Consider the following 23,348-nt stretch of genomic DNA (forward strand, 5'->3'; position numbering starts at 1 on the left):
CCGGCGAACCGCCCATGGCATGCGATTCCCCCTCACGTATGACGAACAGCCGATAAACCTCCCGCGCCAGGCGAAGCGTTCCGCCCCGTGCGGGGCCCGGCGATCTCCCGGGCGAACCCGATTACCCCCTTCCTTTCTTCGAACGCTTGTACGAACATGGCTTCATGGCCACCACCGACCGGCAGACCGCCACCCTGGCGCTGGCCCACGCGCTCTCCGCCGCCGAACGTGGGCTCCCCGTCTTCCCGCTGTCCGCCACCAAGCTCCCCGCACTGCGCTCACCGCACCACGGCGAGGACCCTCCCGTGCACTGCCGGGGCGCCTGCGGACTGCCCGGTCACGGAGTGCACGACGCCACCACCGACCCGGCCACCGTCCGGGCGCTCTTCGCCGCGGCACCCAGAGCCACCGGATACGGCATCGCCTGCGGGCGGGAGCCGCACCGCCTCATCGGTATCGACCTCGACATCGACACCGCCCACGGCAACGACTCGGTCGCCGCACTCCAGCACCTGGCCCTGCAACACCTGTTCACGATCCCGGCCACGGTCACGGTGCTCACGCCGAGCGGCGGCCGGCACCTCTGGCTGACGGGCCCGTCCGGCGTCCCCGTACCCAACTCCGCAGGCCGCCTCGCTCCCGGCATCGACGTACGAGGAGCGGGCGGCTACCTGGTCGGCCCCGGCTCGGTCACGACCCACGGCAGATACCGGCTCGCCCCCGGCACCGCCCACCTCGCACCGGCCCCCTGCCCACGCGCGCTCCTGCGCCTGCTCACACCCCCACCGCGCCCCCGCCACGCGGCCGCCGGCGGGACCTCACCCGCCCGCCAGGGTCAGGGCCTGGTCCAGTTCGTACGTGCCGCACATGAGGGCCAGCGCAACACCCGGCTGTTCTGGGCAGCCTGCCGGGCCTACGAACACGGCTTCGGCGAGGCACTCGCGGATGCCCTCACCGACGCCGCGATCGGCATGGGCCTCACCGAACAGGAGGCCCGTGCGGCGATCGCGTCGGCCGCCCGCCTGACCGACCCACGCCGTACTCCCTGACTTCAGGGCGCGTCGGTACCGACACGGGCACCGGCACCGACACCGGCACGCGTACCGCTTCCGCTCACCCGAGCCCGGTCCGCTGCAGCACGGTCATGGCGCCTGCCTCGTACGTCTCCATCTCGGCCTCTGCCCGTTCCGCCTCCCCCTTCGCCGCCAGGGCGTTGGTGGCGGAGTTGAAGCGTTCCATCGAGGTGGGACGGTCAGCGCCCAGGACGTACTCCTTGAGGGTGCGGCGGTCGAGAACCAACGGGTCGGTGTGCGGGGCACGGACGGAGTCGAGGATCTCCGGGAGGCGGGTGCACGCGCGGTCGAGGAGGTAGGCGCCGCCCGCGGTGGTGTAGGCGACCCGGAACTCATGGTCGGGCAGGTCGCCCGCGTTCGTGAGGACGTACGGCTTGAGGCTGGCCACGAAGTCGGCGACCACCGAGGAGACATCGCTGATGAGCATGTCCGCCTGGTTGAAGCACTCGTAGAGGTTGGGCAGTTGATCGACGATCACGTTGTGACGGACGGCGCCCTGGCTCTCCCAGAAGATCCGGTGCCACTCGTCGCGCAGTTGCTGCCACTCGGCCGCCCCGGCACGGTCGGGAACCCGGGCCTCGCGCATCTGCTCGGCGTCGTCCTCGCCGTCGTGCCGGCCGGCCAGCTCGTCCAGACGGGCCTGGAGCTCCCGCAGACGGGGCCGTACCGCGGCGGCCGCGGCCTCCGCCCGCGCGGGGTCACGCCGCACGTTGTCCGCGTCCAGCAGCTCGCGGATCGCCCGGTCGGCCGCCTCGGCCTCGGCCGAGCGCTTGCCGGTGAGCGGGTGCGGCTTGTAGATGACGCGTACGTTCTCCGCCAGGAGCTTCTCGATGAGGGGTACGCCCATCGGGATCAGAGAGGTGTGGCAGTCGTCGTCGCTCCAGCCCTCCCAGGTGGGCGCGTAGAGGACGACCGGCAGCGGCCCGGGGACGTGCTCGGTGTGCAGGCGTATCGGGGACAGCTGCGGGCGGCCCACCTCCACGATCGCGCTGTCACTGATCGCGTGCCGCACCCGCTGGTAGCGGTCCCGGCCCGCGCGGCCGGCCACCCAGATCTCGTCGTACACCTTGCTGACCCGGTTGCTGCTGGCGAGCTTGTCGCTGTCGCCGTGCCCGATGAAAACATGCTTGGCCTCGGCCACCCGGAGCATGTGGACGTTCTTGCCCGCGTTGCCGGGATACAGCACGACCCGTACGCCGGACAGTTCGAGCTCGGCCAGGTCGTCGGCCTTCGGCACGCAGACCACCGGGATCCACGTACGGCTCAGGTAACGGAACGAGGCACGCTCCCGAAGGATGATCACCGGGCGCAGGTCGAGCTGTTCGAGCGTCTCGATCCACATGTTGACCTGGTACATGAAGTCACGGGATACGGCCGCGAAGCTGAAGTAGAGCGCCACCTCGGGCCGGTATCCGTCCAGCCGCCGGTTGACCTCGGCGAACACCTCGTCCCGCGCGGGCACCCGGCGCACCTTGCGGTACTGGCCCACCAGCGCGAGGACGGCCACCAAGGTCACCACGACGGTGAGCGCGAAGCCCACGTAGGCCGACTCCCAGGTCCCGGCGGCGAGCGCGGCGAGAAGCCCGGCGTGGGCCGGCAGGTCCAGATGAAGGAGCTTGCGCAGGTGGCGCCTGTACAGCACCGCGGGCGGCTGCTGCGGTATCGGCAGCTCGCTCAGGTCGAGGTTGCGCACCACCAGCGGCAGCACCCGGCGCCGGCGAATGGCGTGGTGCACCGCCGTGTACAGCGTCATCATCGCGAAGTGACCGCTGAAGACGGCGAGCGCGGCGACCAGAACCGCGCCCGGCGCGTCCATCCGGCTGGCCAGGGCGAACAGCATCGCCGTACGGACCGCGAACCGCATCGTGCGGTCGAGATGCAGTGTCGCCAGCCGACGCACGAAACCCGGAGCCCGCACATGCAGGACCTCGTCCACCACATACGTCACGGCCGCCGCCGCCACGAAGCCCCACAGGGACGGCACCAGCGCGAAGACCGGCAACGCGGCGAAACCGACGCCGAACAGCAGCACCAGGAGCAAGTCGATCACCCCGCGCACACGAAGGACTTCACACAACCGACGGATCATCATGGGCAGGCTTCCTCTTGCGAGACGCTCGCCCGGACGCAGATGGGGCGAACTGGTATACACCAGTTCGACTCACGAGGAAGGTGAAGAGTTGTACACCTTCTTCACAGGAAAAGTTCATGTTCCGTTGGTGGCGCCCAGGGTCGCGAGCGGTACCCGGTCCACCGGCACGTGAAAATCCTGACTGAAACATGGGATGTTACGGTGATAGGACTGATGAGGGGAGCTGAGGTCACCATGCCTCTGCAGAGTGCGCCGCGTACGAACCTGGTGGATTTCGTGATCGGGCAGATCGAGGAGCTCATCCGGCAGGGCGAGTGGCCGGTCGGTTCGAGGATCCCGGCCGAGCCCGTTCTGGTGGAACAGCTCGGAGTGGGCCGCAATACCGTGCGGGAAGCCGTGCGGGCCCTGGCCCACACGGGGCTGCTCGGCCCCCGGCCGGGCGACGGCACGTACGTTCTGGCGCGCGACGGCCTGGGTGCGGCCGTCCGGCGCCGACTTCGGTACAGCGACGCCCTGGAGGCGTACGAGGTCCGTGCAAGCCTTGAACGAGACGCCGCCCGGTACGCGGCGGTGCGGCGCACGCAGGAGGACATCACCCGGATCCGGGAGGCGCTGGCCTGGCGGGAGGAGGCGTGGGGGCGGGGCGATGACACGTCCGCGTTCGTCGAGGCCGACCTGGCCTTTCACCGCGCGGTGGCCACCGCCGCCGGAAACTCGGTCCTGGCCGAGTTGTACGACCAGTTCAGCGACTCTTTGCGGCTGACGCTCCATTCAGTGATCGGGGCGCCCTTGCCGGAGGCGGTGCGCCGGCAGGTGGCCGAGCACACCGCCATCGCCGACGCCGTCGAGCGGGGTGACCCGGAAGCCGCGGAGAAGGCGGCACTGCACCATCTCGACGCCGCAGCGGAGGCCCTGCGCGGCCTGTCCGGCTGACGGACCCGACCGCGAGCCTCACCGGGCGTGGGCCTTTTCTTCCGCCCTCGCTCTGAGCTGCGTGTGCCGTCACAGCCCGACCGGAGAAGAACGGACCACAGCATGACATCGAAGACGACGCCGGGTGCGGAGGACCGTGCGGTCTCACCGGACGACGCCTCGCCGCGCCACCACGAACGGAGCGGGGGCCGCGCCGTATGGATGACCGTGGCGGGCATCGTGCTCCTCGCCCTCAACCTGCGCCCGGCGCTGGTCGCGGTCTCACCGCTGACCCCGGTCATCGGGCGGGAGGCCGGCCTCAGCTCGCCCGCCATCAGCCTGCTGACCTCGCTGCCGCTGCTCTGCTTCGGTCTGCTCGCCCCGGTGTCCCCACGGCTGGGCCGCCGCCTGGGCATGGAGCGGGCCCTGCTGATCGCCATGGTCCTGGTCGTCGCCGGAACCCTGGTGCGCCTGCTGCCGAACATGGTGGCCCTGTTCGGGGGCACCGTGGTCATCGGCGCCGGAATCGCCGTCGGTAACGTACTGCTGCCCGGCCTCATCAAGCGTGACTTCCCGCACCGGGTGGGCCCGATGATGGGCGTGTACTCGATGACGCTGTTCGCCGGAGCGGCGTCCGCGGCCGGGCTCACCGTGCCGCTCCAGCACCTGTCGGGCCTGGGCTGGCGCGCGATGCTCGCCTGCTGGGGAGCCCTGGCCGTACTCGCGCTGGCCGTATGGCTGCCCCAGCTGCGCAGCCACCACCGCGTCTCCTCCCACACGGCGACCGAGGCCGCCCACCCCGTCCGTGGTCTGTGGCGCCAGCCCCTGGCCTGGCACGTGGCCGCCTTCATGGGCCTGCAGTCCCTCACCTACTACGCGGCGACCGCATGGATCCCCACCCTGCTCAAGGGCGCCGGCCTCAGCCAGGGCGTTGCCGGATGGATGCTGTCGTTCTCCTCGCTCCTCGGCATCGCCGGCTCGTTCCTCGCCCCCGTTCTCGCTGAACGCCGCATGCCCGCCGGACTCGTCGCGGTCGTCTCCACCGTGCTGTGCGCGGCAGGCATCGTCGGACTCCTCGCGGCTCCCGCCGGGGCGCCGTACCTGTGGATGCTGCTGCTCGGCCTCGGCCAGGGCGGCGCGATCAGCCTCGCGATGCTCTTCATCGTGCAGCGCGCCCCGGACACCCGTCACGTCGCCCAACTCTCCAGCATGGCCCAGTGCTTCGGCTACATCCTGGCTGCCTGCGGGCCCCTGGCCCTGGGCACCCTGCACGACGCCACCGGCACCTGGACCGTTCCCCTGCTCGCGCTGCTGGCGCTGCTCGTCGCGCAGGCATTCTTCGGGGTGCTGGCCTCCCGCGAACGCCACGTGCGGGAGAGCGAGCCCGTGCGGGCCTGAAGGCAGACGGCAGACGGCGGACGGCCGCCCGGATACCCGGATACCCGGAAGCGCGGCACACGTCCCGTCCTGCATGGCACCGACATGTCGCCGGGCCTGGTCACTCGCCGGGGGTCGCGCTGCCGACGTCCGTGTCCGCCGCGGTTCGTGTCCGCCGACGTTCGGCCGGTCGATCTTTCCGGGCGCGACATCGCCGACCGCGGCATTGCACGGCGAGGCTCGCCACTTAGGTGAATTACGGAAATACAGAACCGTTCACCGAGTTCACCGTCGGCCCCCGGCCTGAGACGACCGATGAGGGTCGTCGCGTACGTGCGCACGCATCCCTTGCAGGCCGAACAGGATGAGAAGCTCGACCACGCCGCCGTCGGCGCTGCCCAGCCAGTGAGGCAGGGACGTGTCGAACTCTGCTGCCTCACCGGGCGGCAGTGTCAGGTCACGCTCGCCGGTCACGAGCCGCAGGCGTCCGCTGAGCACGTAGAGCCATTCAAAGCCTTCATGGGCCTGCGGGGCCGGTTCGAGTGGTTCCGGCCGGGCGGGGATGATCATCTTGAACGCGTGCACACCGCCCGGTCGCCGGGACAGGGGCACGAACGTCATCCCGAACCGCCTGATCGGCTTGAGATGGATCCGGGGGTCGCCGGTGCGCGGGGCACCGACGAGATCGTCCAACGGAACGTCATAGGTGCGGGCCAGCGGCAGCAGCAGTTCCAGGCTCGCCCGGCGCTGCCCGCTCTCCAGCCGGGACAGGGTGCTCTCCGACACGCCGGTCGTCGCCGCGAGGTCGGCGAGGGTGATGCCGCGGTCACGACGCAGCGCACGCAACCGCGGCCCCACCGCGTCGAGCACGTCTTCGTCCGTCTTGGGATTGGGGTCCATGGAGCCATCTTGGGTCCATGGACCCATCTTGCCGTTACCGCAAGATTGCGTGCCCGCTTGGGCTGCGTCAGGCCACGCTGAACTCCTTCCGACGCAAGGAGTCATGATGAACACCACCGATAGGAGCACCACCGATGCGGTCGGCTTCTGGGACGGCGTATACGCGACACGACCGGCAGCCGACAACCCGCAGCCGAACGCTCGCCTCACCGAGACGGTGACTGGCCTGCCGCCTGGTGACGCGTTGGACCTCGGGTGCGGCGACGGCGGCGACGCGCTGTGGCTCGCCGGCCTGGGGTGGCAGGTCACCGCCGCCGACATCTCGGCCGTGGCGGTCGAGCGGCTCGCCGCCCTCGCCCGCTCACACGGTCTGGGAGACCGTGTCACCACCGTGCGGGCCGACTTGCAGACGGCTTTCCCGCGCAGTGGATTCGACCTGGTCTGCGCCTGCTATCTGCACACCCCCTATGCCCTGGACCGGGCGACCGTACTGCGCGCGGCCGCGCACGCACTGCGCCCGGGCGGGAGGCTGCTGGTCGTCGACCACGGCTCGGCCGCGCCGTGGTCATGGAACCAGGACCCCGACGTCCGCTACCCCAGTGCGCAGGAGGTCGCCATGGGTATCGATCTGGCCCCGGATACATGGGCGGTCGAGCGGGCCGACTCACCCCGCCGCATCGCGACCGGAGCTGACGGACGCACCGCCGAGGTCACCGACCACGTCCTCCTCATCCGCCGCACAGCCTGAGGCAGCGTCAGCGCCCGCCCCGGCAAAGGAAGGAAGACCACGATGCCCAGCACCACGCGCCGCGACCACCGCGGTGACACCCCGCCGCCCCGGACCGGAAGCAGTGAGATCGAGGTCCTGCGCGGATTGCTCGACTACCTTCGGACCTCGGCCGCCACGAAGGTCGACGGTGTGCCCGAGCCTCAGGCCCGAACAGCCGCAGTGCCGTCGGGCACGAACCTGATCGGCTTGCTCAACCACCTGACCGTCGTCGAGCGCTCGACGTTCCTCGGGGATCACGTCACAGACTGGCAAGCTACGTTCCAAGCCGCGCCGAAGGACAGCGTGGCCGATGTCGTGGCCCGCTACCGGAACGCGGTCGAGCGCGCGAACGACGTCCTCGACGGGTGCACCGATTTGGGTGCTCCGGTCCCCCGACCGCGGCAGGACCGTCCCGCTCCCAACATCCGCTGGGCGCTCACCCACCTGATCGAGGAGACCGGACGGCACGCGGGCCACGCCGACATCCTCCGCGAACTCATCGACGGCACGACCGGCCGCTGACCCGCCCTCTCCGGGAGGGGGGAACAGCGGTGCCGGCGGGAGCCGGCATGGCAAAGGCCCCCGACCATACGTACTGGTCGGGGGCCTCTCGCCTGCGGTGGGTGTGGGATTTGAACCCACGGTCACATCGCTGCGACGACGGTTTTCAAGACCTTTCTCTAATCCTAACGGACAAACCGCTACGTCGCAGGTCAGCGCCACGCAAGCGCTCCAGAGAAGCGATCCGAACCCTCTCTGTGCCCTCTACGTGCCCGCCAGTCGTCTTGCCCTGTCGAACACCCTGGAGCACGAGTTATCGCCGCAGAAGCTCGTGCAGCAGGGTCACTACCGCAACAGCTACACCAAGGGCTGCCCCCAGTGCCGGATACTGCAAGACCAAGTACACCGTGAAAGCCCCGGTGAGCATGAGCAGAAGAGTGCACGTTCTGATTTGGTCCATTGAGCCCTCCAAGTAGGTTCCTTGAACCAGCGTCAGCGTCGAGTGGGCTCAGTTGACGGCTCCTGACAACCTATGGCGATCTCTTACAATCTCTGACAGAACATGACGGCAGGTGCCATCATGAGCAGGCTCTGCGGAGCTCAGGCCAGGGGGGATTGCATGCCACAGTGGCTTCGGCCAAGGCTTCCGGAAGGTCCTCTCAAGGACCTCAATCGCGAACTGCATGCGCTGCATGGCAAGGCGGGGTACCCGTCAGCCCGGCATCTCTACCTGGCCGTAGGGAAGGCTGCCAGCCATACGAAGATCCACCACGCCTTCGTAAAGCCCACGCTCCCGTCCTGGGGCGTGGTCGAAGTAGTGGTAGAACAGCTGGCACGCCAAGCCAGGCCCCGCCTCTCGACCGAGGACGAGATCAACCGCTTCAAGGGTCTGTGGGACAAGGTGCATGCATCAGTCTTCGCTCCCCCAGTGTCAGCCGAGCACCAGACGTTTACGAACACGCATCAACCATCATCTGGAGCAGTCCCCCCAGCACTCATGCCAAGCGCCTTCACCGGGCAGAACGCCTTGATCTATCAGGCAATCCTCGACCTCTATAGGGCGGGAGAACCGGTGGGAGTGCCACAAGTGGCCGCGGAGCTTCAGCGACGTGGACAGCTCGCTCTATGTGGCGGCGAGGACTACCTCTTCGAGTGTGTGAAGCGCGCTATCAAGGGTGCGTTCGAGGCCGGCCTAACCATCCCCGAGTTCACCGCCCTCAACGCACGCAAAGTACGTGCCGCTGCGAGCAGACGCGAGGAACTTGCCTCGTCGGAGTCTGAGTAATTCAGACAGAATCGGCGCGTGGATCCGTAAGCCACTCCTGAGCACCCGCGCCTAGTACTCCTTGCCTACGCATCCGTTGATCAACAGCACGACGGAGCCACAGAGAAGCTGCCAGGACACGCACGTTGGGTACCCCTCAGCTGAGGGGTACCCAACGCAACCAAGCGACTTCAAAGGGGCGCGATCGCCTCCGTGGTGCCATCATCACCGTGGTTACGCCCAGCGCCTGTCTTCACCACGGGCTCGATCCCGCTGAACCAGGAGTCCGACGCTTCCGCTACCTGCTCATCACGACCGGCGACCGGCCTAGCGTAGTGCCGGGTCGTAACGCTCGCGTTCGAGTGCCCGAGCCGGTGCGCGGCGGTCATCACGCCGTACCGGTCGGCAACCCACGTCCCGTGCGAGGCGCGGAGATCGTGCGGCGTGACGTCAGTGAGCCCGGCAGCCGCCACGGCGGGATCGAAGTACGCCTTGCGCCACTGGTTGTAGCGCAGAGGCTTGCCGCCGGGCGTGACGAAGAGGAGAGAGTCCTCCCCGCCGGGCAGCGTCTCCAGTTGCCGACCGATCCGCGCCGCGAGTGTCGGCCCGATCCGCAGGACCCGCTTCTGATGGGACTTGGGAGTGTCGAAGACGAGGGTGCCGTTCGCTTCGGCCAGGTTCTCATCGACGAGGACCAGGCCTCCCGACACATCGATGTCCGCTCGCCGCAGCGCGAACGCCTCCCCGACCCGCAGACCCGCGTAGGCGAGCAAGGAGATCAGCAAGTCATGCGGTTTCGTCGCGCTCCGCACGATCCGTGAGGCTTCCAGCGGGGTGAGGATGTGCGGCTCGGTCTGCGGCATGCGAGGCAGCTTCACGCCCCTGCACGGGGTCTGCCCGATCATCTCGTTGTCGACGGCAGCCCGCATGATCTGCGAGAGCACCCGGTAGGCCTGCCTGATCCGCGATGCGCTGAGACCACGGGTCTTCATCGCACCGACCCATTCGACAATGGTAATAGGCCGGAGGCTGGACAGCTCACGGTCGCCGAGCGCCGGAACGATCAGCGAGTTGATCAGGGATCGGTACGACGCCTGTGTCTTGTGCTTGAGCTGCGGGGAGACCGCGGTCAGCCATCGTGCCGACCAATCGCGGACGGTGGTCTTCCCCTCAGCGGGGTCGAGCCAGCGGCCCTCCTCCATCTCGATTCGCTTCCGGGCCAGCCAGCGATCAGCGTCCGTCGTTGTCGCGAACGTCTGATCAGCGGCTCGCAGCACGCCGTCAGGCCCCGGATACCGAGCCTGAAACCGGCCGGACGGCAGCTTCCGGATCCGACCGAAGGCGCGTCGAGACTTACGCTTGGCGGCCATCAGGCAGCCCTCCGGTACGAGCACGCCGAGGCGGGCCTCAGGACGACCGGCGCCACCGTGTGAGCACTGACGTACTCCTCCACAGCGCTCTCGGGGATGCGGACGTGTCGACCGACCTTGACGAACGTGATGCGGCGTTCCTCGATGAGCCGGCGGGGGAAGCGGAGACCGGTGCCGAGGCGTTCGGCGACCTGATTCACGGTGAGCAGTTGGTCCGCCATGGTCACCACTCCCCTTCGTTGGCAGAGCGCTCCTTGAGTGCGTCGCGGGCGGTCTCGCGGTTGGTCTGGAGGTCACGGGCGATGGTGGCGGCAAGGGCCCCTTCACCGGGGGTGTGCCCGTGGCCGACGTACTGCCAGTCGGTCAGGACGAGGACGGTGTCCGGTTCGCGGTCGGCGAGGCCGAGAGCAGGCGATTCCTGGGCGGCGCGGTAGTCGGCGCGTTCCTGACGGAGGGCACCGAGGGTGGTCGAGTAGGTGCGGGACTTGGACGAGAAGTGGCCGCGGAAGCCGAGCATGTGGGCCCAGGCCCAGAGACGTCGGTCCGGGTAGAGGCTGTCGAGCTCACGGCATGCGGTGATGAGCCGACGGGTGTGATCGGGGACGCGGTGGCGGTCGAGTTCGGCGAGCTCACCGATGCGGCGGTCCAGGGTGCCGGTGTTCTCGGCGGCTTTGGTGGCGTACTTGGCCACGTACGAGGCGACGGCCTGTTCGGTGACATCTGAACCGTCGCCGAAGGCCTTGACCGGGCGGACGTCGAGCTGTCGGCCCCATCGAAAGGTCCGGGCCAGCTGTTCACCGGCAGCCGGGACGGAGACCGACGTGTACGAGTGCGCGGCTGCGGCGCGGATCGCGTCGGTGAGGAGATCGACCGTGGCCCAAGAGGGCGGCGGCGTACAAGGTCCGTCCGCGCCGTCGAGACGTACGACGGCATGGAAGTGGAGGGCTCCGCGCTTCTGGAATTCAGCGACCTTGCCGAAGGAGAGGCGGAGATGGTCACCCAGCTCACGGCGTGGGATTCCTGCGTGGATGGCGAGTTCGCGGCGGAGTCGGGTGGTGAAACGCTGCCAGAGCTCCCCGGCATGGTTGTTGAAGAGCACGGCGCCCGCGTAGTCGTAGGTCTCCGGATCAAGGGCGGAGCCCAGGTCCCCGGAGTCCGAGGCGTGCGCCGTGCCGCAACGGCAGGTGCCCCGGTCGGGCCGGTTGTGGACAGGGCCGAACGAGGGTGCGGTGAGGGTGGCGAAGACGCGCGGGTGGTCGCGGACTGCGGCGGTGATGTCGCGGCGGTCGTCTCCGGCGAGGCCGGCACGGATCAGGTGGTAGGTGTCGCCCGCGTAGGTCCAGGCGCAGGAGGGGCAGCGGGAGGCGCGGCGGTTGCCGCAGGCGATGCGGAGGCGTCCGCCCGGCTCGTACGCGGTCGAGTAGCGGTGCAGAGTATCGCCGGTGGTCTTGTCCTTGTGGGTTACCCAGCCGCTCAGATGGACGGGGTCGGCACAGCCGCCCGTGCGGCGGATCTGGTCCTCCCAGCGGGTGTAGTCGGAGGCCGAGGCCACCCGGAGGACGTCCCCGAGGACGGTCGGGTCGAGCCGTGGGGCGGGCATGGACGGCTTCTCTTTCGAGGGTGAGGGCCGGTGGGCCATGCTGGGGGTTCCTTCCGGTTGCGAGATCGATCGGTGGGCACGGCTCCCGGGCGGCGGATGCTTGGCGGTATCGAGGCCGCCCGGGGGCCGGTCAGCGGCGTTTGGCGTCGGACGCGATCAGGGAGCGCAGGACGACCGCGCAGACGGCGACCGAGGCGCTGGTGACGGCGACCGCCAGGAGCAGCGAGACCAGGACGGTGCCGACGACCAAGACGACGGCAGTGCCAGCACCAACGACCGCGACCGCAGTGCCGGGGGTGAGCTGTACGACCGGACGGGCCGGCGCAGAGGCGGCGGCGGGTGCCGGGGCAGGCGTGCCCGGCGTGATGGTGGTCGGCTGGACGACGGCGGGCGGGGTGACCAGGCCCGAGGGCTGCGGCATCGTCGGGATCTTGGGCTGGAACATGGGTGGTTCTCCTCTCCTGGGCGCGGGTTACTTGACGGCGGTGTCGATGACGGAGGCGAAGAGGCTGTCGGCGAGGAGGTAGCCGCCGAGGAGGAGCACGCAGATCAGCCACACCGGCGGGCGGAAGAGCTTGATGCCGAGGTAGCCGACGACCAGCAGGGCGATCCAGAGGGGGACGTCCATGGACGCTGTCTCCTAACGGACGGTGCAGCGGTGGGTACGGGCGGCGAGTTGGGCGGCGGTCCGGCTGGAGTAGTCGGCGGACCAGCCGCAGCGGTCGGCAGTGCAGACGGCGGCGTGGGCGGTGCGGCCGGTGCGGTCGCGGTGGGTGCCGATCTGCACGGGGCCGATCCGCATCACGGAGTGGAAGCTGTCGCGGGCGGGCATGCCGGTCAGCCCCTGTCGGTCGTCGGGTCGGTGTACTGGGCGCGGATGCTGCGGGCGGTGTCCGGGGCGTCGACGCGCCGTGCGGCTTCCTCGGCGAGCAGGTGGGCGAGGAAGGAACGTCCGGCTGCGGCCATCTCACGCGCTCCGTCGAGGTAGTCGGCCACGGTCAGGGCGGGGGGGGGATCGTGGGTCATCTCAGTTCTCCTTTGCGGTCAGCTGAGGCGGGCGGCGATGGCGTCGGCGAGGTGGGGCGGAACGCCGAGGCGGGAGCGGAGGGTGTCGGTGTCGATCGGTGATCCGGTGCGGGTGCGGTACTCGTCGGCGACCTTGCGGGCGTGGTCGATCAGCACGGCGGGAACAGGCGGCTCCGGGGACGGGGCCGGTGGCGAGGACAGGACCGTTGTCGCAGGGGGCTCATCGGCCTGGGATGGGATCGGGGCGGCGTCAGGCACACGCGCCGGCCCGGCGTCCTTCGTCTCCGTGACGGCGGCTGACGGAGCTGGCTCCGGCCTCCCCGACGAGTGGGCGAGGAGAGTGCCACCGAGGAAGGCGAGTGCGGGCCATCCGGCGATGCCGAGCCGGAGCGGGGCCGGCGGGTCGGCCAGGTCGAGGAACCCGGCGGTGGCGACGTTGGCGCCGAGCGAGGCGAACAGGGCGATCAGGAACCAGCACCAGGCCAATCGGGACGGGCCCTCACTGCGGAGCCGACGCCAGGCGGCGACAAGGAGCAGGTCGACGCTGACCGGGTAGGCCCATGCCTTCCAGCCGTCCTGCCCGGCCGCGGCGGCGAGGTCGTGCAGGTGGGCGAAGGACAGAGCTCCGGCGATGACCGCCTGGATCAACACCGCGTCGATCCGGAGACCGTGCCGGGCGCCCATCAGGAGTCCTCAGCGGGGTCGGAGTCGCCCGGGAACGTGCCCGGCGGCGGCTCCGGCAGCGACACGGCGAGGGACGGACTGACGACGTCCACGAAGTCGAGGTCGGCGCCGGCCATGTCGGCGTACAGGGCGAGTTGGCCGAGCAGAAGCACGGTTCGGGCGAAGTCCTCGCAGTCGGGGCACATGGCGGTTCTCCCTTCTCTGGGCATGGCAGTGGTAGGGACTCGGCGCGAAGACGGTCACGCCTACCGGGTGGGGGAGAGATCAGGCGGTGGCCGGAGCGGCCTTCGCCGATGGCACGAGCTCGGTGGCAGTGCCGGTGTTCGGCCGGAAAGGGGCCAGCTCAGGCAGGTCCGGGGTCCTGTCGGCGTACCGGTTGCAGAGGTTCACGGCCTGGCGGAGCGAGGTGTGCGGAGCGCGGATGCGGTGCCAACCGCCGGACGCGTCTCCCGCGATGGCGAGGCCTCGCAGTTCGGCGGGAATCTGGATGGCGGCGAGGACCGCGTCCGGGGCGATGTCGCCGAAGGCCATGTTGGCGGAGGTCTCGTCATTGAGACGGTGGGCGGTACGGCCGGTGAGTTGGGCGCGGAGCATGGTGATGCCCTTGCCGAGTTCGGAGCCGAAGCGCTGTCCGCAGATTTCGAGGTAGATACCGGCGGCGCGGCCGAGCTGCGCGAGACGGACCAGGGCGGTGATGATGCGGTCCCGCCGCTTCTCCTCCTCCTCCGTTGCGTACAGGGCGAGTTCGGCCACCTCGTCGACCAGGACGACGACCGGGGTCGGGCGGAGCTCATCAGGCAGGTCCCAGATGTCGGCGGCGATCTCCGCGTCCGGCACATCGACGGTGATGCGCTGCTGGGTACGAATGAGGCGGTAGACGTCCGCCATCCGCGCCACGAGTGCATCGAGGAGTTCGGCAGCGGTGTCCGGGCTGTCGGCCAGCGCTGAGAACCGGCGCGCCAGCGGAAAGAGTTCGACCCCCTGCTTGCAGTCGATGCCGACGAGGGCAACGTCCAGAGGAGCAAGGCCGGCGATCAGGTTGCGTTGGTAGACCGACTTGCCGGACTCCGTGGCGCCGAGGGTGAGGGCGTGAGGCATCGCGCGGTAGTCGCGGTAGTGCACCGACCCGTCCTCCCGCAGGGCGACCGGTACCCGCATCGGCAGGGCCTCCGTCTCAGCAGGCATCTGCACCCGCTTGAGCACGTCGTATCCGGTCATCCGCACCTCGACGACACCGGACCGCACCTCACGCGAGGTCACGCCGAACATCGAGAACGAGTGCCGAAGCCGGTCCGAGGCCGCAGCGATGTCGAAGACGTCCTGGCCGGGACGGAGCTTGAGTCGGAGGACCAGGCCGGTGCGAGTCGGCCGGAGTCGCCGGATACGCGGTGGGCGGGGCTCAGGTATCGGCTGGTTGGTGGCCCGAGCCAGAGATAACCGCCACCGCGCCGGCGGAACGGTCAACCCGCACGCGTCCATGACCGAGCGGTACCGGACCAAGACCCGCAGCGCGGCCAGAGTGACCCCGAAGGCCAGCCAGTACCAGGCGGGCCGCCGCCACCGCAGGAGACCCGCAGCGGCGACGACCAGCACCAGAGCGACCGTGAAGGCGGTCATGACTAGGCCGCCTTCGACCCTGCGGCGGCGACGTCGGCGAGCGAGGTGACCGCGACCGCGCGGAACGCGATGCCGTGCCGCCGCTGACCGTTGAAGTCGTTCTCCCACGGACGTGCGACCAGGCCGGTGAGCGCGACCGGCGTGCCCATGGACAGCTCACCGGTGATCCCGGGCTCCGGAACGGTGACGGACAGGATCTCCACCTCCTCGTTCGCCGCGAACATCACGTCCACGGTCATGAGCTGAGCACCGGTCTCCATGTCGGTGGCGATCTCACCGGTGCGGCGGTCACGGACCTTGACCTTCGGAGTCTTGGCGACCATCACGACAGCGCTGGAGGTGTCGACGGGAATCTGACGCACAGCAGATCACTCCTCTATAGATGCTGAACTCCGCCACTCATGTATATGAGTGACATGAAGAAGAGTGCATGACTCCTGTACATGAGTCAACCCGCCGCGAGGAAGAACTCGCGACGGGTTGAGGGAAGTTGAGCGGACGTCAGTCGTCGGCAGGGATCCGATATTCGAAAACGAACTGGTCAGCGGCCATGAGCGTGTCGCAGACCTCGACCACCCGACCCGCGGTCGTACGGGCCTCCCGGATCAGGTGAACCACGGGCGCGCCAGGGCTGAGCGCCAGTTCCGACGCCTCCGACTTCGAGGCCGGGCGCGCTTGCAGCGTCTCGACGAACTCCGCGAACTCATGCCCGTGGTCTTCGAGTCGGGCGTAGATGCCGCCGCCCCCGGGGTTCTCGGCGAACAGCTCGGGGATCTCCTTCACCACGTCCCAGGGCAGGTACGACGAGGCGGTCTCCACCGGGGTGCCGTTACGGAAGTAGAGACGCCGGCGGGCCAACACCTGCGTACCGGCGGGAACGCCCAGGCGCTCGGCGGCATCCTCGGGCGCGTCCATAGGACCGATGTAGAGGACGCTGACTTTCGCGGTGGCGCCGGACTGTGCGGATTCCGCGAGGTAGGCGGCTCGGCCACCTTGCCGGAGCGAGCGCCGGAAGCGATCGGACGAGCGGTGCCGTACGGGGGGCCGGTTCTTCACAATCGAGCCCTTGCCATGCCTGGTCTCGACGAGCCCACTCGCCCGTACCTCGACCATGGCCTTACGGATCGTCCCGCCGGAGACGCCGTAGCGGTCAACCAGCTCGGATTCGCTCGGCACCATATCGCCGGCCTTGAGAACCCCCGCCCGGATCTGCTGCACGAGGTCATCAGCGATCTGCACATACCGAGGACCGGAACCGGCCCCTCCCGCCGCAGTTCCCATAGTCCTTCCCTGCCTCCTATGCTCCTCTACATGAGTCAATCACAGGAAGCGGCACCCACTCCCCTGCACTCCGTGTCCGTCGCCGGAGTAGTGGTGCGCGAGGACGGCCGCCTCCTGGCGATCCGCCGAGCCGACAACGGCACCTGGGAGCTCCCCGGCGGCATCCTCGAACTCAACGAGACACCCGAGGCAGGCGTTGCCCGCGAAGTCTGGGAAGAGACAGGCATCCACGTCGAGGTGGACCGGCTCACCGGCGTCTACAAGAACACGACCCGAGGCATCGTCGCCCTGGTCTTCCGCTGCAAGCCCTCCGGTGGCACTGAGCGCACATCAAGCGAGTCGACAGCCGTCTCCTGGCTCACCCCCGACGAGGTCAGCGAGCGCATGGCCGAGGTCTACGCGGTCCGCCTCCTGGACGCCCTGGACAGCAACGGCCCCCACGTGCGGAGCCACGACGGCAAGCAGCTCATCCCAGCGGGATAAGACTTTCTCTACTTCATCAAGGCCCGCGCACGGCGCGGGCGCGCGCCGCCTCAGCGGCGCGGCCTGCCTCCTGTCTCCGCCCCGGCTGGCCGCGCCCGGCGGCGCGCTCGGCGGCTGCGGGCATGAAGTGGGGGACACCCTCTGTGGCTGGGGCGGTCGGCTCCACGGCTTTAGCCACCTCCCCGGTTCGGGTCCCGCGTCGAGCAAGACCAGGGGGCCACTCGTTCAAATTCCGGGCAGGATCACAGCCTGCCCGAGTTGCCGGCCAGCGTACGGCCCCCTGATCATGCTCGACCCCAAACCGGGCAGGACACCGGCCAAACCCGCTCCGCCGACCTACGCTCCCAGCGCGGCGAGCGCCTGAGCGCACCGATGCACGGGCTGTCTTGTATCAATGCGTACAAGCGGCTTCACAACGGGTAATCTTCGAGGTTAGGCTTGGGAAATCTTTATGCTGTTGGTCGCACTCACCTGGGGGCCCGCATGGCCGACTATTCTGCCAGTGAATCCATGCTCGGCTACCTTTATCAGGCGAGATACGCCTTGCACGCCGCCCTGAGTCGAATCCAGTCCGGATCAAGCGCAAGTGTTCGAATTGAACAATTGGACGATGTCAGCTTTGACGGTCCAGGGACACCGACGGAACTGCTGCAGCTGAAATACCACACAGATCCAAACACCACAATCCCTAACGCCTCGGCTGACATCTGGAAAACTCTCAGAGTTTGGCTAGATCAAGCTCCCGGACATTCCTTCTCGCAGGAAAATCCTGTGTCTCGCTATCTGATCACAACGGGAAGGGCAGCAAAAGGATCAGCCGCACACTTTTTGCGTGACCGCGACCGAGACCTAATTGAGGCGACAAGGATACTGACGAATACTGCAGAGACTTCCAAGAACGAAAATCAGCAAGACGTGTACAGCATGTTCCTCAGGTTGAAACCAGAGGAAAAAAGCGCCTTGGTTTCAACAGTCATTGTAGTTGATAGTGAACCACTACTAGAAGACTTGGAAGTTGAACTACTGAAAAAGCTGTACTTCGCCGCCTCGGAGGACAAACGACCAGCTTTTCTTCGTCGACTTGAAGGCTGGTGGTTCCAACGATGCGTTCAGCATCTGAAGGATAAGACCGCACCGCCAATCACGGTTGCAGAGATTCAGGAAGAGCTGGAACTGATAAGAGAGGAGTTTAGGCGCGATAACCTCCCCATCAATCCAGAGATCTACGATATCGTCGAAGAAGAGGGGGCGGAAAGCGATTTCGTTCGCCAGCTCACCCTAATTAATGTAACCGGGCCACGGCTGGCAGCAGCCGTTTCTTGCTACATTCGAGCTTTTGCACAGCGATCAGAATGGGTCCGAGATGACCTACTGACGCCGGGAGAACTCTCTCGCTACGAAGACCGGCTTAAGGAGGCTTGGCGGGTAAGATTCTGGGAATCACGAGAAGAAATCGGAGAATCTGCCGCCGAAGCAGAAAAGATCAAAGTCGCACGAGTGCTATACAAGTGGGTTGAACAAGAAGCTGATATCAGAATCCGCGATATGTGCCGCGAGCCATTCGTAATGCAGGGCACCTACCATGGCCTCGCTGACCACCGAGAAGTCGGATGGCATCCCGACTTTGAAGTAAGGTTGGCAACCTTGCTTGAGAGTGAGTCGGCATGAACCAGTGGCTTCAGCCATTCACCAGCCAGGAAGAATCAGCTCTTTTCAATCCAGCGTTTCTTGCCGCTGTCATTCGCAAGTCTGCTGAATATTACCAAACCGAAGCAGACGAGCCAATGCCGATTTCCTTGGCCTTTTTGGTAGTTCCCGCAGCTATGAGTAAACAGATTCGCGACACATTCCCCCTCACCAAAGCAACATCACTTGTAGTCTGGGTTGAAGCTCACGAGAGAGAGCGTTTGATCTTGCAAACGAACACCCCTGCTCTGGCACCGGCCGTGAGGAAGGGACTGATCCTAGGTGTGCAAGCTGATCTATTTTCATTGCGAGACGCAAAAATTTCCGCGACGTCAGCGCGAAGAATCAAAAATTTGGTATCGCTCTCACAAGGATCCGCCGAGGTAAAACACATACTCAAAGTAGCCGAGCGTCTAGGGAAAAGTTTCGCTAGATCCGGTGACGTAGCTTCAATTTTCTCGACATGGGGAGTCAGCGCACGATGATGCAGATCCGTGAAATTGTGCTCTACTCCTGGACCGGAAAGCAGCGACGCCTTCCCCTAAAGCTAAATTCTGTCAACATTATCACCGGAGATTCCGCGACCGGAAAAACTGCCCTTACGGACATCATTGACTACTGTCTCGGTAGCGGAACTTGCGAGGTCCCGCGGGGAAGAATCACTGAGACCGTGTCATGGTACGCGCTGCATCTTCAAGTGAATGACTCCGAAGTATTTGTAGCAAGGCAGGCGCCCGAGGACAAGGCTCAATCCTCACAGCGAGTTTTCATTAAACAAGGATCGACAGTAAGTATTCCCAGCTATGCGGACCTTGGTCCAACCACAAATGTCGACGGCCTCATTAGCCTCCTGTCGCGACTTCTCGAATTTCCGGATACCGGAAACTCTGAGTTGCAAGGGATCCCCAACTATGCTGTAACCTTGCGCCACGCGGCATTTTTCCTTTATCAGCAACAAGACGAAATCATCAGCCGGCAGCGGCTTTTCCACCGACAAGGCGAATCCTTCGTTTCAAACTCCATCCGAGAGACGTTGCCGTTCTTTCTAGGCGCTATCACTGCGGAGGACGTGCGCGTAGCACGTCGAATCAGTCGACTAAAGAAACGCGTGAGGGATACTTCTAAGGAGGTAGCTGACCTTGAGGCAGCGGCCGACCGCGGCGGCATGCGGGCCCAGCAACTTCTGGCCGAAGCGGCAAACGCAGGTTTGACCACACTAATCTCGTCGGGTGACAGTTCTCTGACCGTCGATGCGCTGGCTGAGTTGCGAACCATTCTGGCCCTAAGGCAAAGCACAGGGGCCAGACCTGAAGATCCTGATAATACGCAACTCGGCCATCCTAATAGGGCACGTCAAGCTCTACTTGAGGAACGCGACCGAATCCGGATCAGGTCGAAGCGCGCTCAGAGCTCCCTCGAATCAATCGCTACGGTGATAAGCGATAGAAGAAGCTTCGAGAGGGAGGCTAGTGAGCAACGGGCTAGGATTTCCTTTGTACAGCTAATTCCGGAAAACGAGAATTCCGAATGCCCACTATGCGGATCCCAAGTAGAGGGGCACCAGGAAGAGGTCGCGGGGCTTCGTGAGCATTTTGCCTCACTGAATAACATGCCTCGGTCTGTTTCATCCGAATCACCTAGGCTTAAGGACCTTGCCGAGACTCTCAAGCGCGAGATCGATGAGTGCCAGCAGGCAATCAGGAACAACTCCGCGCAGCTCGAATCAATCGAGCGGACTAGCGAACGCGAACGAAATCTTGCCCTGCAGGAGAGTGTCCAGGCCACCGTAATTGGTCGCATCGACTTCTACCTTGAGGGCGTTGGCGGGGACGAGCGCCTTCGACTAATTAGGCAAGAACTTGAGTCTCTGAAGATTCAGCTTGAAGCGGCCGAGAGTGAGGTCGACTCGGACGTAATTCGCGACAGAACGCAGTCAATTGTTTCGCGACTGAATCAGCGGATGACTAACTGGTCCAGCCAGCTCCCGATCGAACACTCGGCAGATCCCATGAGGTTCGACATTAAGAAGCTGCAGATCGTGCTGGACACTCCGAGAGGGCCGCTAGCAATGCCCCAAATTGGCAGTGGTCAAAGCTGGGTCGCCTATCACTTGCTAGTACATATGGCGCTCCACGAATGGTTCGCTGAACATAGCAGGCCAGTTCCCGGGTTTGTGTTTTTTGACCAGCCTTCACAGGTCGGCTTCCCGGCGGATTCCGAGTATAGAGACAATGACGCAGTACCAGGCGATAGGCATACCATCGCCGATACCTTCCGTTTTATTATCGACGCTGCAGGTCGTGCTGAAAAGCCCTACCAAATCATCATTGCCGAACATGCCGACTTCGACGAGCAATGGTTCCAAGACTGCGTTCGAGAAAAATGGAGAAATGGCACTGCCCTAATTCCTCAAGATTGGTGATGAATTTCAGGCGAACCGGTCCGTGGTTATGCTAAGTACCCAGCTACTTCGGGACGAAGCGGGTCTAACGCCGTCCAAGGTTGACGGAATTCAGTTGGCAATGACAGAGGTCCGTGGAATCTGATCTGGTCAGATTCCACGGACCTCTCTCGCCGTGCAAGTTGGAAAAGCCGTAGATCAATAGGCGGCCTCACCCGGATCACACGTTGCCGGGAGGCGACCGCGGCTCGTTGCAACGCGGAAGATGTCCCGCAGAGCCCCAGTCAGCTCCTTCGCCAGACGTCGCATCTCGTCTGGGGACGTGTCCTGGCTGTCCAGAACTTCCGATGCCTCTTCCAACAGTTGGCTTGCCGTGCCGAGTTGGATCGCTTCAACTCGGTCCGCGAAGCGGGACATGTAGCCGTCCGGGTCGTCGGTGCTCAGGTAGCAGGGCTTGTCCCCCGGGCCCAACCACGGGAGGAGCCGAAGTTCGTTCGGTGTCGTCATCCTTGGGTTGGCCTCTCGTTGAGCACGTGGTGGGCGGTGAAGACGGCGTCGACTCGGTCTCCCGGAAAGGTCAGGAGCGCGGCTTCAACGACGCGGCCGGCGGCGTCGGTGGCGATGCGGGTGATCGCGAGAACGGCCATGTTGTTTCCGATCCGGAGGGACGATGCTTCGTCTGGGGTGGCAGAGCGGGCGCAGACCGTCTCTCGGATGGTGGCCGGCGACGGGCCGAGGACGGCGAATCTCGTGACCGCCTCCCGGCACGCGGAGTCGTCGTCGAGGACTCCGGCCGGGGCCAGGTCGCGCGGGATGTAGATGCGGGCCAGGCCGTGCGGCGTCCCTTGTTCAAGGCTGAGGCAGGAGTACTCCGCGAGAGGGCTTCCCGTTGGCACCTTCAGCAACGTCGTCAGGTGCACGGAGGCCGGAACCGTGGTGCTGCGAACCGTGAAGCGCAACGTCGGCTCAGCAGCGGTCCAGGGGTCCAGCGTGCCCCAGCCGCCGACGTACATGATCTTGCGGCGGGGGTGACGGACGTAGTTGCCCTTGCCGTGGATCTTCTCGACGAGTCCCTCGCCCTGGAGCACAGCGAGAGCACGTCGCAGGGTCACTGTGCTGACTCTGTACCGGACGGCCAGGCCAGCTTCGGACGGGAGGCGTTCGCCAGGCTTGATGCTGCCCGTCGTGATCTGGTGGCGTAGGTCGTCGGCGATGTCGTGGTGACGAGAACGCACGGCGCCGGTCACCGCCTTCTCAGCAGGCGCAGGGCAACGAGCCGGGTACGCGCGTGTATGGCCAGCAGTTCCCCCGACTCGAAGACCAGTTGCTTGGCCCCCCGGGGAAGCTGGAAGAGGTCTCGCACCCGGCAGGCCTGGCCGCCGAGTTGGATGATGTCGCCGCGTTGCACGGTGGCCGCGGTGATTTCGACGGGCGAGGCCAGCGCACCGCCGAGGGCTCGGTCCCTCACGCCGTCACCGCCACGGGCACAGACGGGTCGGGCGTCGGGTGGCACGGGCAGTCACACACCTCGTAGATCACCGGTACATCGGCCGGCGCCAAAGACGGGGAGGGCTCGATGCAGGAGGGGTGCGTGCCGATCCAGCACGCGATCGAGCGGTACGGGACGGGAGCTGTGCCCGTGGGGCGCGGTTGTCGGCAAGGAGCCATCAGAGGGCCCCTGCGAGGGCCGACCAGGCATCGGCGGGGAGTTGGGGGGCGACGAGCACCGTGCGCGTCCGGACTCGCTCTTCCCACGCCAGCAGGTACGGACGGACGAGCGCGACGTCCTCACCTCTCAGCGGGTAACGGTGGACCGCGCCCGCCGAAGCCCGACCCAGGGCGACGGTCGAAGCGTCAGCGGGTGCGATGACGGTGCGAGCGGCCAGCGGCCGGGAGGGCGTTAAGGGGCGGCGGTGCCGGCCCTTTGAGAAGTACCGCTCTCTGGTGAGCGAGGCGGCACGGCGGATACGGTTGAGCATGCTGGTCAGCTCCTATCGCTGATAGCCCGGTCCCCCGACATCGCCCGTCGTGGGGACCGTTTTGCGTACAGCCGCCCATAAGGTGCGGCCGTTCAAACTGGTAGCCAGGAGTCCAAATCGATCGGCCTCAGCCACCACGTCCAGGACCTCCCGCCATGACTCGGCGGAGAGCGTTTCCGGCACTTCCGCCTCGACCGTCGTGAACCGCGTGTGCTCCTCCACGCGGGTGGGGAGCCCGATGGCGGACAGTCGGGCGGCGATGGCCGCCGCGGTTACTCCCGAAGCGGGCACAGGGCAGCCTCCGTCACCAGCGATCACTTTCAGTGAAGCTAG

Annotated in this window: 28 protein-coding genes and 1 tRNA gene; 10 read left to right on the plus strand and 19 right to left on the minus strand. The window is 66.4% G+C overall.

Translation table 11 applies throughout. The features are described 5' to 3' along the window. The first annotated feature begins 164 nt into the window (after positions 1-164). Entirely contained in the window at positions 165-1,049 is an 885-nt protein-coding gene (locus tag OG623_RS16720; protein ID WP_406147376.1) for a bifunctional DNA primase/polymerase, read from the plus strand. A gap of 64 nt (positions 1,050-1,113) precedes the next feature. On the opposite strand, the gene OG623_RS16725 is transcribed toward OG623_RS16720, so the two are convergent. Beyond that, positions 1,114-3,123 (minus strand): hypothetical protein, encoded by a 2,010-nt coding sequence (locus OG623_RS16725; RefSeq protein ID WP_406147378.1) that lies wholly within the window; start codon positions 3,121-3,123, stop codon positions 1,114-1,116. Between the two features lie 276 nt (positions 3,124-3,399). Here OG623_RS16725 and OG623_RS16730 point away from each other — a divergent pair, with 276 nt between their 5' ends. Both OG623_RS16730 and OG623_RS16735 read left to right on the plus strand, forming a co-directional pair. Further along, on the plus strand, positions 3,400-4,098 hold the full coding sequence (locus tag OG623_RS16730; protein ID WP_406147379.1) for a FadR/GntR family transcriptional regulator: 699 nt from the start codon (positions 3,400-3,402) through the stop codon (positions 4,096-4,098). A gap of 102 nt (positions 4,099-4,200) precedes the next feature. Beyond that, entirely contained in the window at positions 4,201-5,475 is a 1,275-nt protein-coding gene (locus tag OG623_RS16735) for a CynX/NimT family MFS transporter (protein WP_406147381.1), read from the plus strand. Between the two features lie 264 nt (positions 5,476-5,739). Here OG623_RS16735 and OG623_RS16740 read toward each other — a convergent pair whose 3' ends face one another. Next, complete coding sequence (locus OG623_RS16740) at positions 5,740-6,354, minus strand: helix-turn-helix domain-containing protein (protein ID WP_406147382.1); 615 nt, start codon at positions 6,352-6,354, stop codon at positions 5,740-5,742. Positions 6,355-6,460: 106 nt separating this feature from the next. On the opposite strand from OG623_RS16740, the gene OG623_RS16745 reads away from it, so the two are divergent. Continuing rightward, positions 6,461-7,102 carry a class I SAM-dependent methyltransferase gene (locus tag OG623_RS16745; protein ID WP_406147383.1) on the plus strand — a complete coding sequence of 214 codons (642 nt, stop codon included), beginning with the start codon at positions 6,461-6,463 and terminating at the stop codon, positions 7,100-7,102. Between the two features lie 42 nt (positions 7,103-7,144). After that, positions 7,145-7,645: a DinB family protein gene (locus OG623_RS16750; protein WP_406147384.1), complete on the plus strand. Its 501-nt coding sequence runs from the start codon at positions 7,145-7,147 to the stop codon at positions 7,643-7,645. Between the two features lie 93 nt (positions 7,646-7,738). Here the strand turns inward: OG623_RS16750 and OG623_RS16755 are convergent. After that, positions 7,739-7,825: transfer RNA gene (locus OG623_RS16755), tRNA-Ser, on the minus strand. A 418-nt stretch (positions 7,826-8,243) separates the two neighbouring features. Between OG623_RS16755 and OG623_RS16760 the strand changes: the two genes are divergently transcribed. Beyond that, positions 8,244-8,909, plus strand: a complete 666-nt coding sequence (locus OG623_RS16760; protein ID WP_406147385.1) for a DnaB-like helicase N-terminal domain-containing protein — start codon at positions 8,244-8,246, stop codon at positions 8,907-8,909. 170 nt (positions 8,910-9,079) lie between these two features. On the opposite strand, the gene OG623_RS16765 is transcribed toward OG623_RS16760, so the two are convergent. The 12 genes from OG623_RS16765 to OG623_RS16820 form a co-directional block, all read right to left on the minus strand. Further along, positions 9,080-10,258: a tyrosine-type recombinase/integrase gene (locus tag OG623_RS16765; protein ID WP_406147386.1), complete on the minus strand. Its 1,179-nt coding sequence runs from the start codon at positions 10,256-10,258 to the stop codon at positions 9,080-9,082. Continuing rightward, positions 10,258-10,479 carry a helix-turn-helix domain-containing protein gene (locus OG623_RS16770; protein ID WP_364619172.1) on the minus strand — a complete coding sequence of 74 codons (222 nt, stop codon included), beginning with the start codon at positions 10,477-10,479 and terminating at the stop codon, positions 10,258-10,260. The genes OG623_RS16765 and OG623_RS16770 overlap by 1 nt, the downstream gene beginning before the upstream one ends. Before the next feature lie 2 nt (positions 10,480-10,481). Continuing rightward, positions 10,482-11,897, minus strand: a complete 1,416-nt coding sequence (gene repSA / locus OG623_RS16775; RefSeq protein ID WP_406147387.1) for a replication initiator protein RepSA — start codon at positions 11,895-11,897, stop codon at positions 10,482-10,484. Positions 11,898-11,988: 91 nt separating this feature from the next. Continuing rightward, positions 11,989-12,303, minus strand: coding sequence for a SpdD-like protein (locus OG623_RS16780; protein WP_364619178.1), 315 nt, complete (start codon positions 12,301-12,303; stop codon positions 11,989-11,991). Positions 12,304-12,330: 27 nt separating this feature from the next. Then, positions 12,331-12,486, minus strand: coding sequence for a hypothetical protein (locus tag OG623_RS16785; protein ID WP_010060553.1), 156 nt, complete (start codon positions 12,484-12,486; stop codon positions 12,331-12,333). 12 nt (positions 12,487-12,498) lie between these two features. Beyond that, complete coding sequence (locus OG623_RS16790; protein WP_003967784.1) at positions 12,499-12,690, minus strand: mobile element transfer protein; 192 nt, start codon at positions 12,688-12,690, stop codon at positions 12,499-12,501. 5 nt (positions 12,691-12,695) lie between these two features. Then, on the minus strand, positions 12,696-12,884 hold the full coding sequence (locus OG623_RS16795) for a hypothetical protein (protein WP_406147388.1): 189 nt from the start codon (positions 12,882-12,884) through the stop codon (positions 12,696-12,698). A gap of 18 nt (positions 12,885-12,902) precedes the next feature. Continuing rightward, positions 12,903-13,568, minus strand: coding sequence for a DUF2637 domain-containing protein (locus OG623_RS16800; RefSeq protein WP_406147389.1), 666 nt, complete (start codon positions 13,566-13,568; stop codon positions 12,903-12,905). Next, the gene (locus OG623_RS16805) at positions 13,568-13,753 is read right to left on the minus strand and encodes a hypothetical protein (protein WP_406147391.1); all 186 of its coding nucleotides are present in this window, start codon (positions 13,751-13,753) and stop codon (positions 13,568-13,570) included. Before OG623_RS16805 ends, OG623_RS16800 begins: the two co-directional genes overlap by 1 nt. 79 nt (positions 13,754-13,832) lie before the next feature. Further along, positions 13,833-15,185: an FtsK/SpoIIIE domain-containing protein gene (locus tag OG623_RS16810; RefSeq protein ID WP_406147392.1), complete on the minus strand. Its 1,353-nt coding sequence runs from the start codon at positions 15,183-15,185 to the stop codon at positions 13,833-13,835. 2 nt (positions 15,186-15,187) lie between these two features. Beyond that, complete coding sequence (locus tag OG623_RS16815) at positions 15,188-15,547, minus strand: hypothetical protein (RefSeq protein ID WP_086670847.1); 360 nt, start codon at positions 15,545-15,547, stop codon at positions 15,188-15,190. 139 nt (positions 15,548-15,686) lie between these two features. Then, the gene (locus OG623_RS16820; RefSeq protein WP_406147394.1) at positions 15,687-16,466 is read right to left on the minus strand and encodes a GntR family transcriptional regulator; all 780 of its coding nucleotides are present in this window, start codon (positions 16,464-16,466) and stop codon (positions 15,687-15,689) included. Between the two features lie 18 nt (positions 16,467-16,484). On the opposite strand from OG623_RS16820, the gene OG623_RS16825 reads away from it, so the two are divergent. The 4 genes from OG623_RS16825 (at position 16,485) to OG623_RS16840 (ending at position 21,057) form a co-directional block, all read left to right on the plus strand. Further along, positions 16,485-16,949: an NUDIX hydrolase gene (locus OG623_RS16825; RefSeq protein ID WP_406147395.1), complete on the plus strand. Its 465-nt coding sequence runs from the start codon at positions 16,485-16,487 to the stop codon at positions 16,947-16,949. 483 nt (positions 16,950-17,432) lie between these two features. Continuing rightward, positions 17,433-18,617: an ABC-three component system protein gene (locus OG623_RS16830; RefSeq protein ID WP_351774338.1), complete on the plus strand. Its 1,185-nt coding sequence runs from the start codon at positions 17,433-17,435 to the stop codon at positions 18,615-18,617. Further along, positions 18,614-19,120, plus strand: coding sequence for a three component ABC system middle component (locus OG623_RS16835; RefSeq protein ID WP_351774341.1), 507 nt, complete (start codon positions 18,614-18,616; stop codon positions 19,118-19,120). Before OG623_RS16830 ends, OG623_RS16835 begins: the two co-directional genes overlap by 4 nt. After that, positions 19,117-21,057, plus strand: coding sequence for a DUF3732 domain-containing protein (locus OG623_RS16840; RefSeq protein WP_403944324.1), 1,941 nt, complete (start codon positions 19,117-19,119; stop codon positions 21,055-21,057). Before OG623_RS16835 ends, OG623_RS16840 begins: the two co-directional genes overlap by 4 nt. Before the next feature lie 177 nt (positions 21,058-21,234). Here the strand turns inward: OG623_RS16840 and OG623_RS16845 are convergent, their stop codons facing one another. From OG623_RS16845 to OG623_RS16860, 4 genes are all read right to left on the minus strand, one after another. After that, on the minus strand, positions 21,235-21,543 hold the full coding sequence (locus OG623_RS16845; protein WP_365772917.1) for a hypothetical protein: 309 nt from the start codon (positions 21,541-21,543) through the stop codon (positions 21,235-21,237). Then, a complete protein-coding gene (locus OG623_RS16850) occupies positions 21,540-22,283 on the minus strand; it encodes a GntR family transcriptional regulator (protein WP_351774349.1) in 744 nt (247 codons plus the stop codon). Before OG623_RS16850 ends, OG623_RS16845 begins: the two co-directional genes overlap by 4 nt. Next, positions 22,280-22,504: a hypothetical protein gene (locus OG623_RS16855; RefSeq protein ID WP_365772919.1), complete on the minus strand. Its 225-nt coding sequence runs from the start codon at positions 22,502-22,504 to the stop codon at positions 22,280-22,282. Before OG623_RS16855 ends, OG623_RS16850 begins: the two co-directional genes overlap by 4 nt. A 523-nt stretch (positions 22,505-23,027) precedes the next feature. Further along, positions 23,028-23,306 carry a hypothetical protein gene (locus OG623_RS16860; RefSeq protein ID WP_351272929.1) on the minus strand — a complete coding sequence of 93 codons (279 nt, stop codon included), beginning with the start codon at positions 23,304-23,306 and terminating at the stop codon, positions 23,028-23,030. Positions 23,307-23,348 lie beyond the last annotated feature (42 nt).

Source organism: Streptomyces sp. NBC_01012, from assembly GCF_045162755.1.
In the GTDB taxonomy this organism is placed as follows: Bacteria; Actinomycetota; Actinomycetes; order Streptomycetales; family Streptomycetaceae; genus Streptomyces.

What these genes read in the sequence shown, in the direction of transcription:
- OG623_RS16825 (WP_406147395.1), top strand. Translation starts at nt 16,485, where the DNA reads ATGCTCCTCTACATGAGTCAATCACAGGAAGCGGCACCCACTCCCCTG.
- OG623_RS16820 (WP_406147394.1), bottom strand. Translation starts at nt 16,466, where the DNA reads ATGGGAACTGCGGCGGGAGGGGCCGGTTCCGGTCCTCGGTATGTGCAG.
- OG623_RS16780 (WP_364619178.1), bottom strand. Translation starts at nt 12,303, where the DNA reads ATGTTCCAGCCCAAGATCCCGACGATGCCGCAGCCCTCGGGCCTGGTC.
- OG623_RS16790 (WP_003967784.1), bottom strand. Translation starts at nt 12,690, where the DNA reads ATGCCCGCCCGCGACAGCTTCCACTCCGTGATGCGGATCGGCCCCGTG.
- OG623_RS16835 (WP_351774341.1), top strand. Translation starts at nt 18,614, where the DNA reads ATGAACCAGTGGCTTCAGCCATTCACCAGCCAGGAAGAATCAGCTCTT.
- OG623_RS16830 (WP_351774338.1), top strand. Translation starts at nt 17,433, where the DNA reads ATGGCCGACTATTCTGCCAGTGAATCCATGCTCGGCTACCTTTATCAG.
- OG623_RS16800 (WP_406147389.1), bottom strand. Translation starts at nt 13,568, where the DNA reads ATGGGCGCCCGGCACGGTCTCCGGATCGACGCGGTGTTGATCCAGGCG.
- OG623_RS16810 (WP_406147392.1), bottom strand. Translation starts at nt 15,185, where the DNA reads ATGACCGCCTTCACGGTCGCTCTGGTGCTGGTCGTCGCCGCTGCGGGT.
- OG623_RS16795 (WP_406147388.1), bottom strand. Translation starts at nt 12,884, where the DNA reads ATGACCCACGATCCCCCCCCCGCCCTGACCGTGGCCGACTACCTCGAC.
- OG623_RS16745 (WP_406147383.1), top strand. Translation starts at nt 6,461, where the DNA reads ATGAACACCACCGATAGGAGCACCACCGATGCGGTCGGCTTCTGGGAC.
- OG623_RS16720 (WP_406147376.1), top strand. Translation starts at nt 165, where the DNA reads ATGGCCACCACCGACCGGCAGACCGCCACCCTGGCGCTGGCCCACGCG.
- OG623_RS16735 (WP_406147381.1), top strand. Translation starts at nt 4,201, where the DNA reads ATGACATCGAAGACGACGCCGGGTGCGGAGGACCGTGCGGTCTCACCG.
- OG623_RS16805 (WP_406147391.1), bottom strand. Translation starts at nt 13,753, where the DNA reads ATGTGCCCCGACTGCGAGGACTTCGCCCGAACCGTGCTTCTGCTCGGC.
- OG623_RS16760 (WP_406147385.1), top strand. Translation starts at nt 8,244, where the DNA reads ATGCCACAGTGGCTTCGGCCAAGGCTTCCGGAAGGTCCTCTCAAGGAC.
- OG623_RS16770 (WP_364619172.1), bottom strand. Translation starts at nt 10,479, where the DNA reads ATGGCGGACCAACTGCTCACCGTGAATCAGGTCGCCGAACGCCTCGGC.
- repSA (WP_406147387.1), bottom strand. Translation starts at nt 11,897, where the DNA reads ATGGCCCACCGGCCCTCACCCTCGAAAGAGAAGCCGTCCATGCCCGCC.
- OG623_RS16740 (WP_406147382.1), bottom strand. Translation starts at nt 6,354, where the DNA reads ATGGACCCCAATCCCAAGACGGACGAAGACGTGCTCGACGCGGTGGGG.
- OG623_RS16730 (WP_406147379.1), top strand. Translation starts at nt 3,400, where the DNA reads ATGCCTCTGCAGAGTGCGCCGCGTACGAACCTGGTGGATTTCGTGATC.
- OG623_RS16785 (WP_010060553.1), bottom strand. Translation starts at nt 12,486, where the DNA reads ATGGACGTCCCCCTCTGGATCGCCCTGCTGGTCGTCGGCTACCTCGGC.
- OG623_RS16750 (WP_406147384.1), top strand. Translation starts at nt 7,145, where the DNA reads ATGCCCAGCACCACGCGCCGCGACCACCGCGGTGACACCCCGCCGCCC.
- OG623_RS16845 (WP_365772917.1), bottom strand. Translation starts at nt 21,543, where the DNA reads ATGACGACACCGAACGAACTTCGGCTCCTCCCGTGGTTGGGCCCGGGG.
- OG623_RS16840 (WP_403944324.1), top strand. Translation starts at nt 19,117, where the DNA reads ATGATGCAGATCCGTGAAATTGTGCTCTACTCCTGGACCGGAAAGCAG.
- OG623_RS16765 (WP_406147386.1), bottom strand. Translation starts at nt 10,258, where the DNA reads ATGGCCGCCAAGCGTAAGTCTCGACGCGCCTTCGGTCGGATCCGGAAG.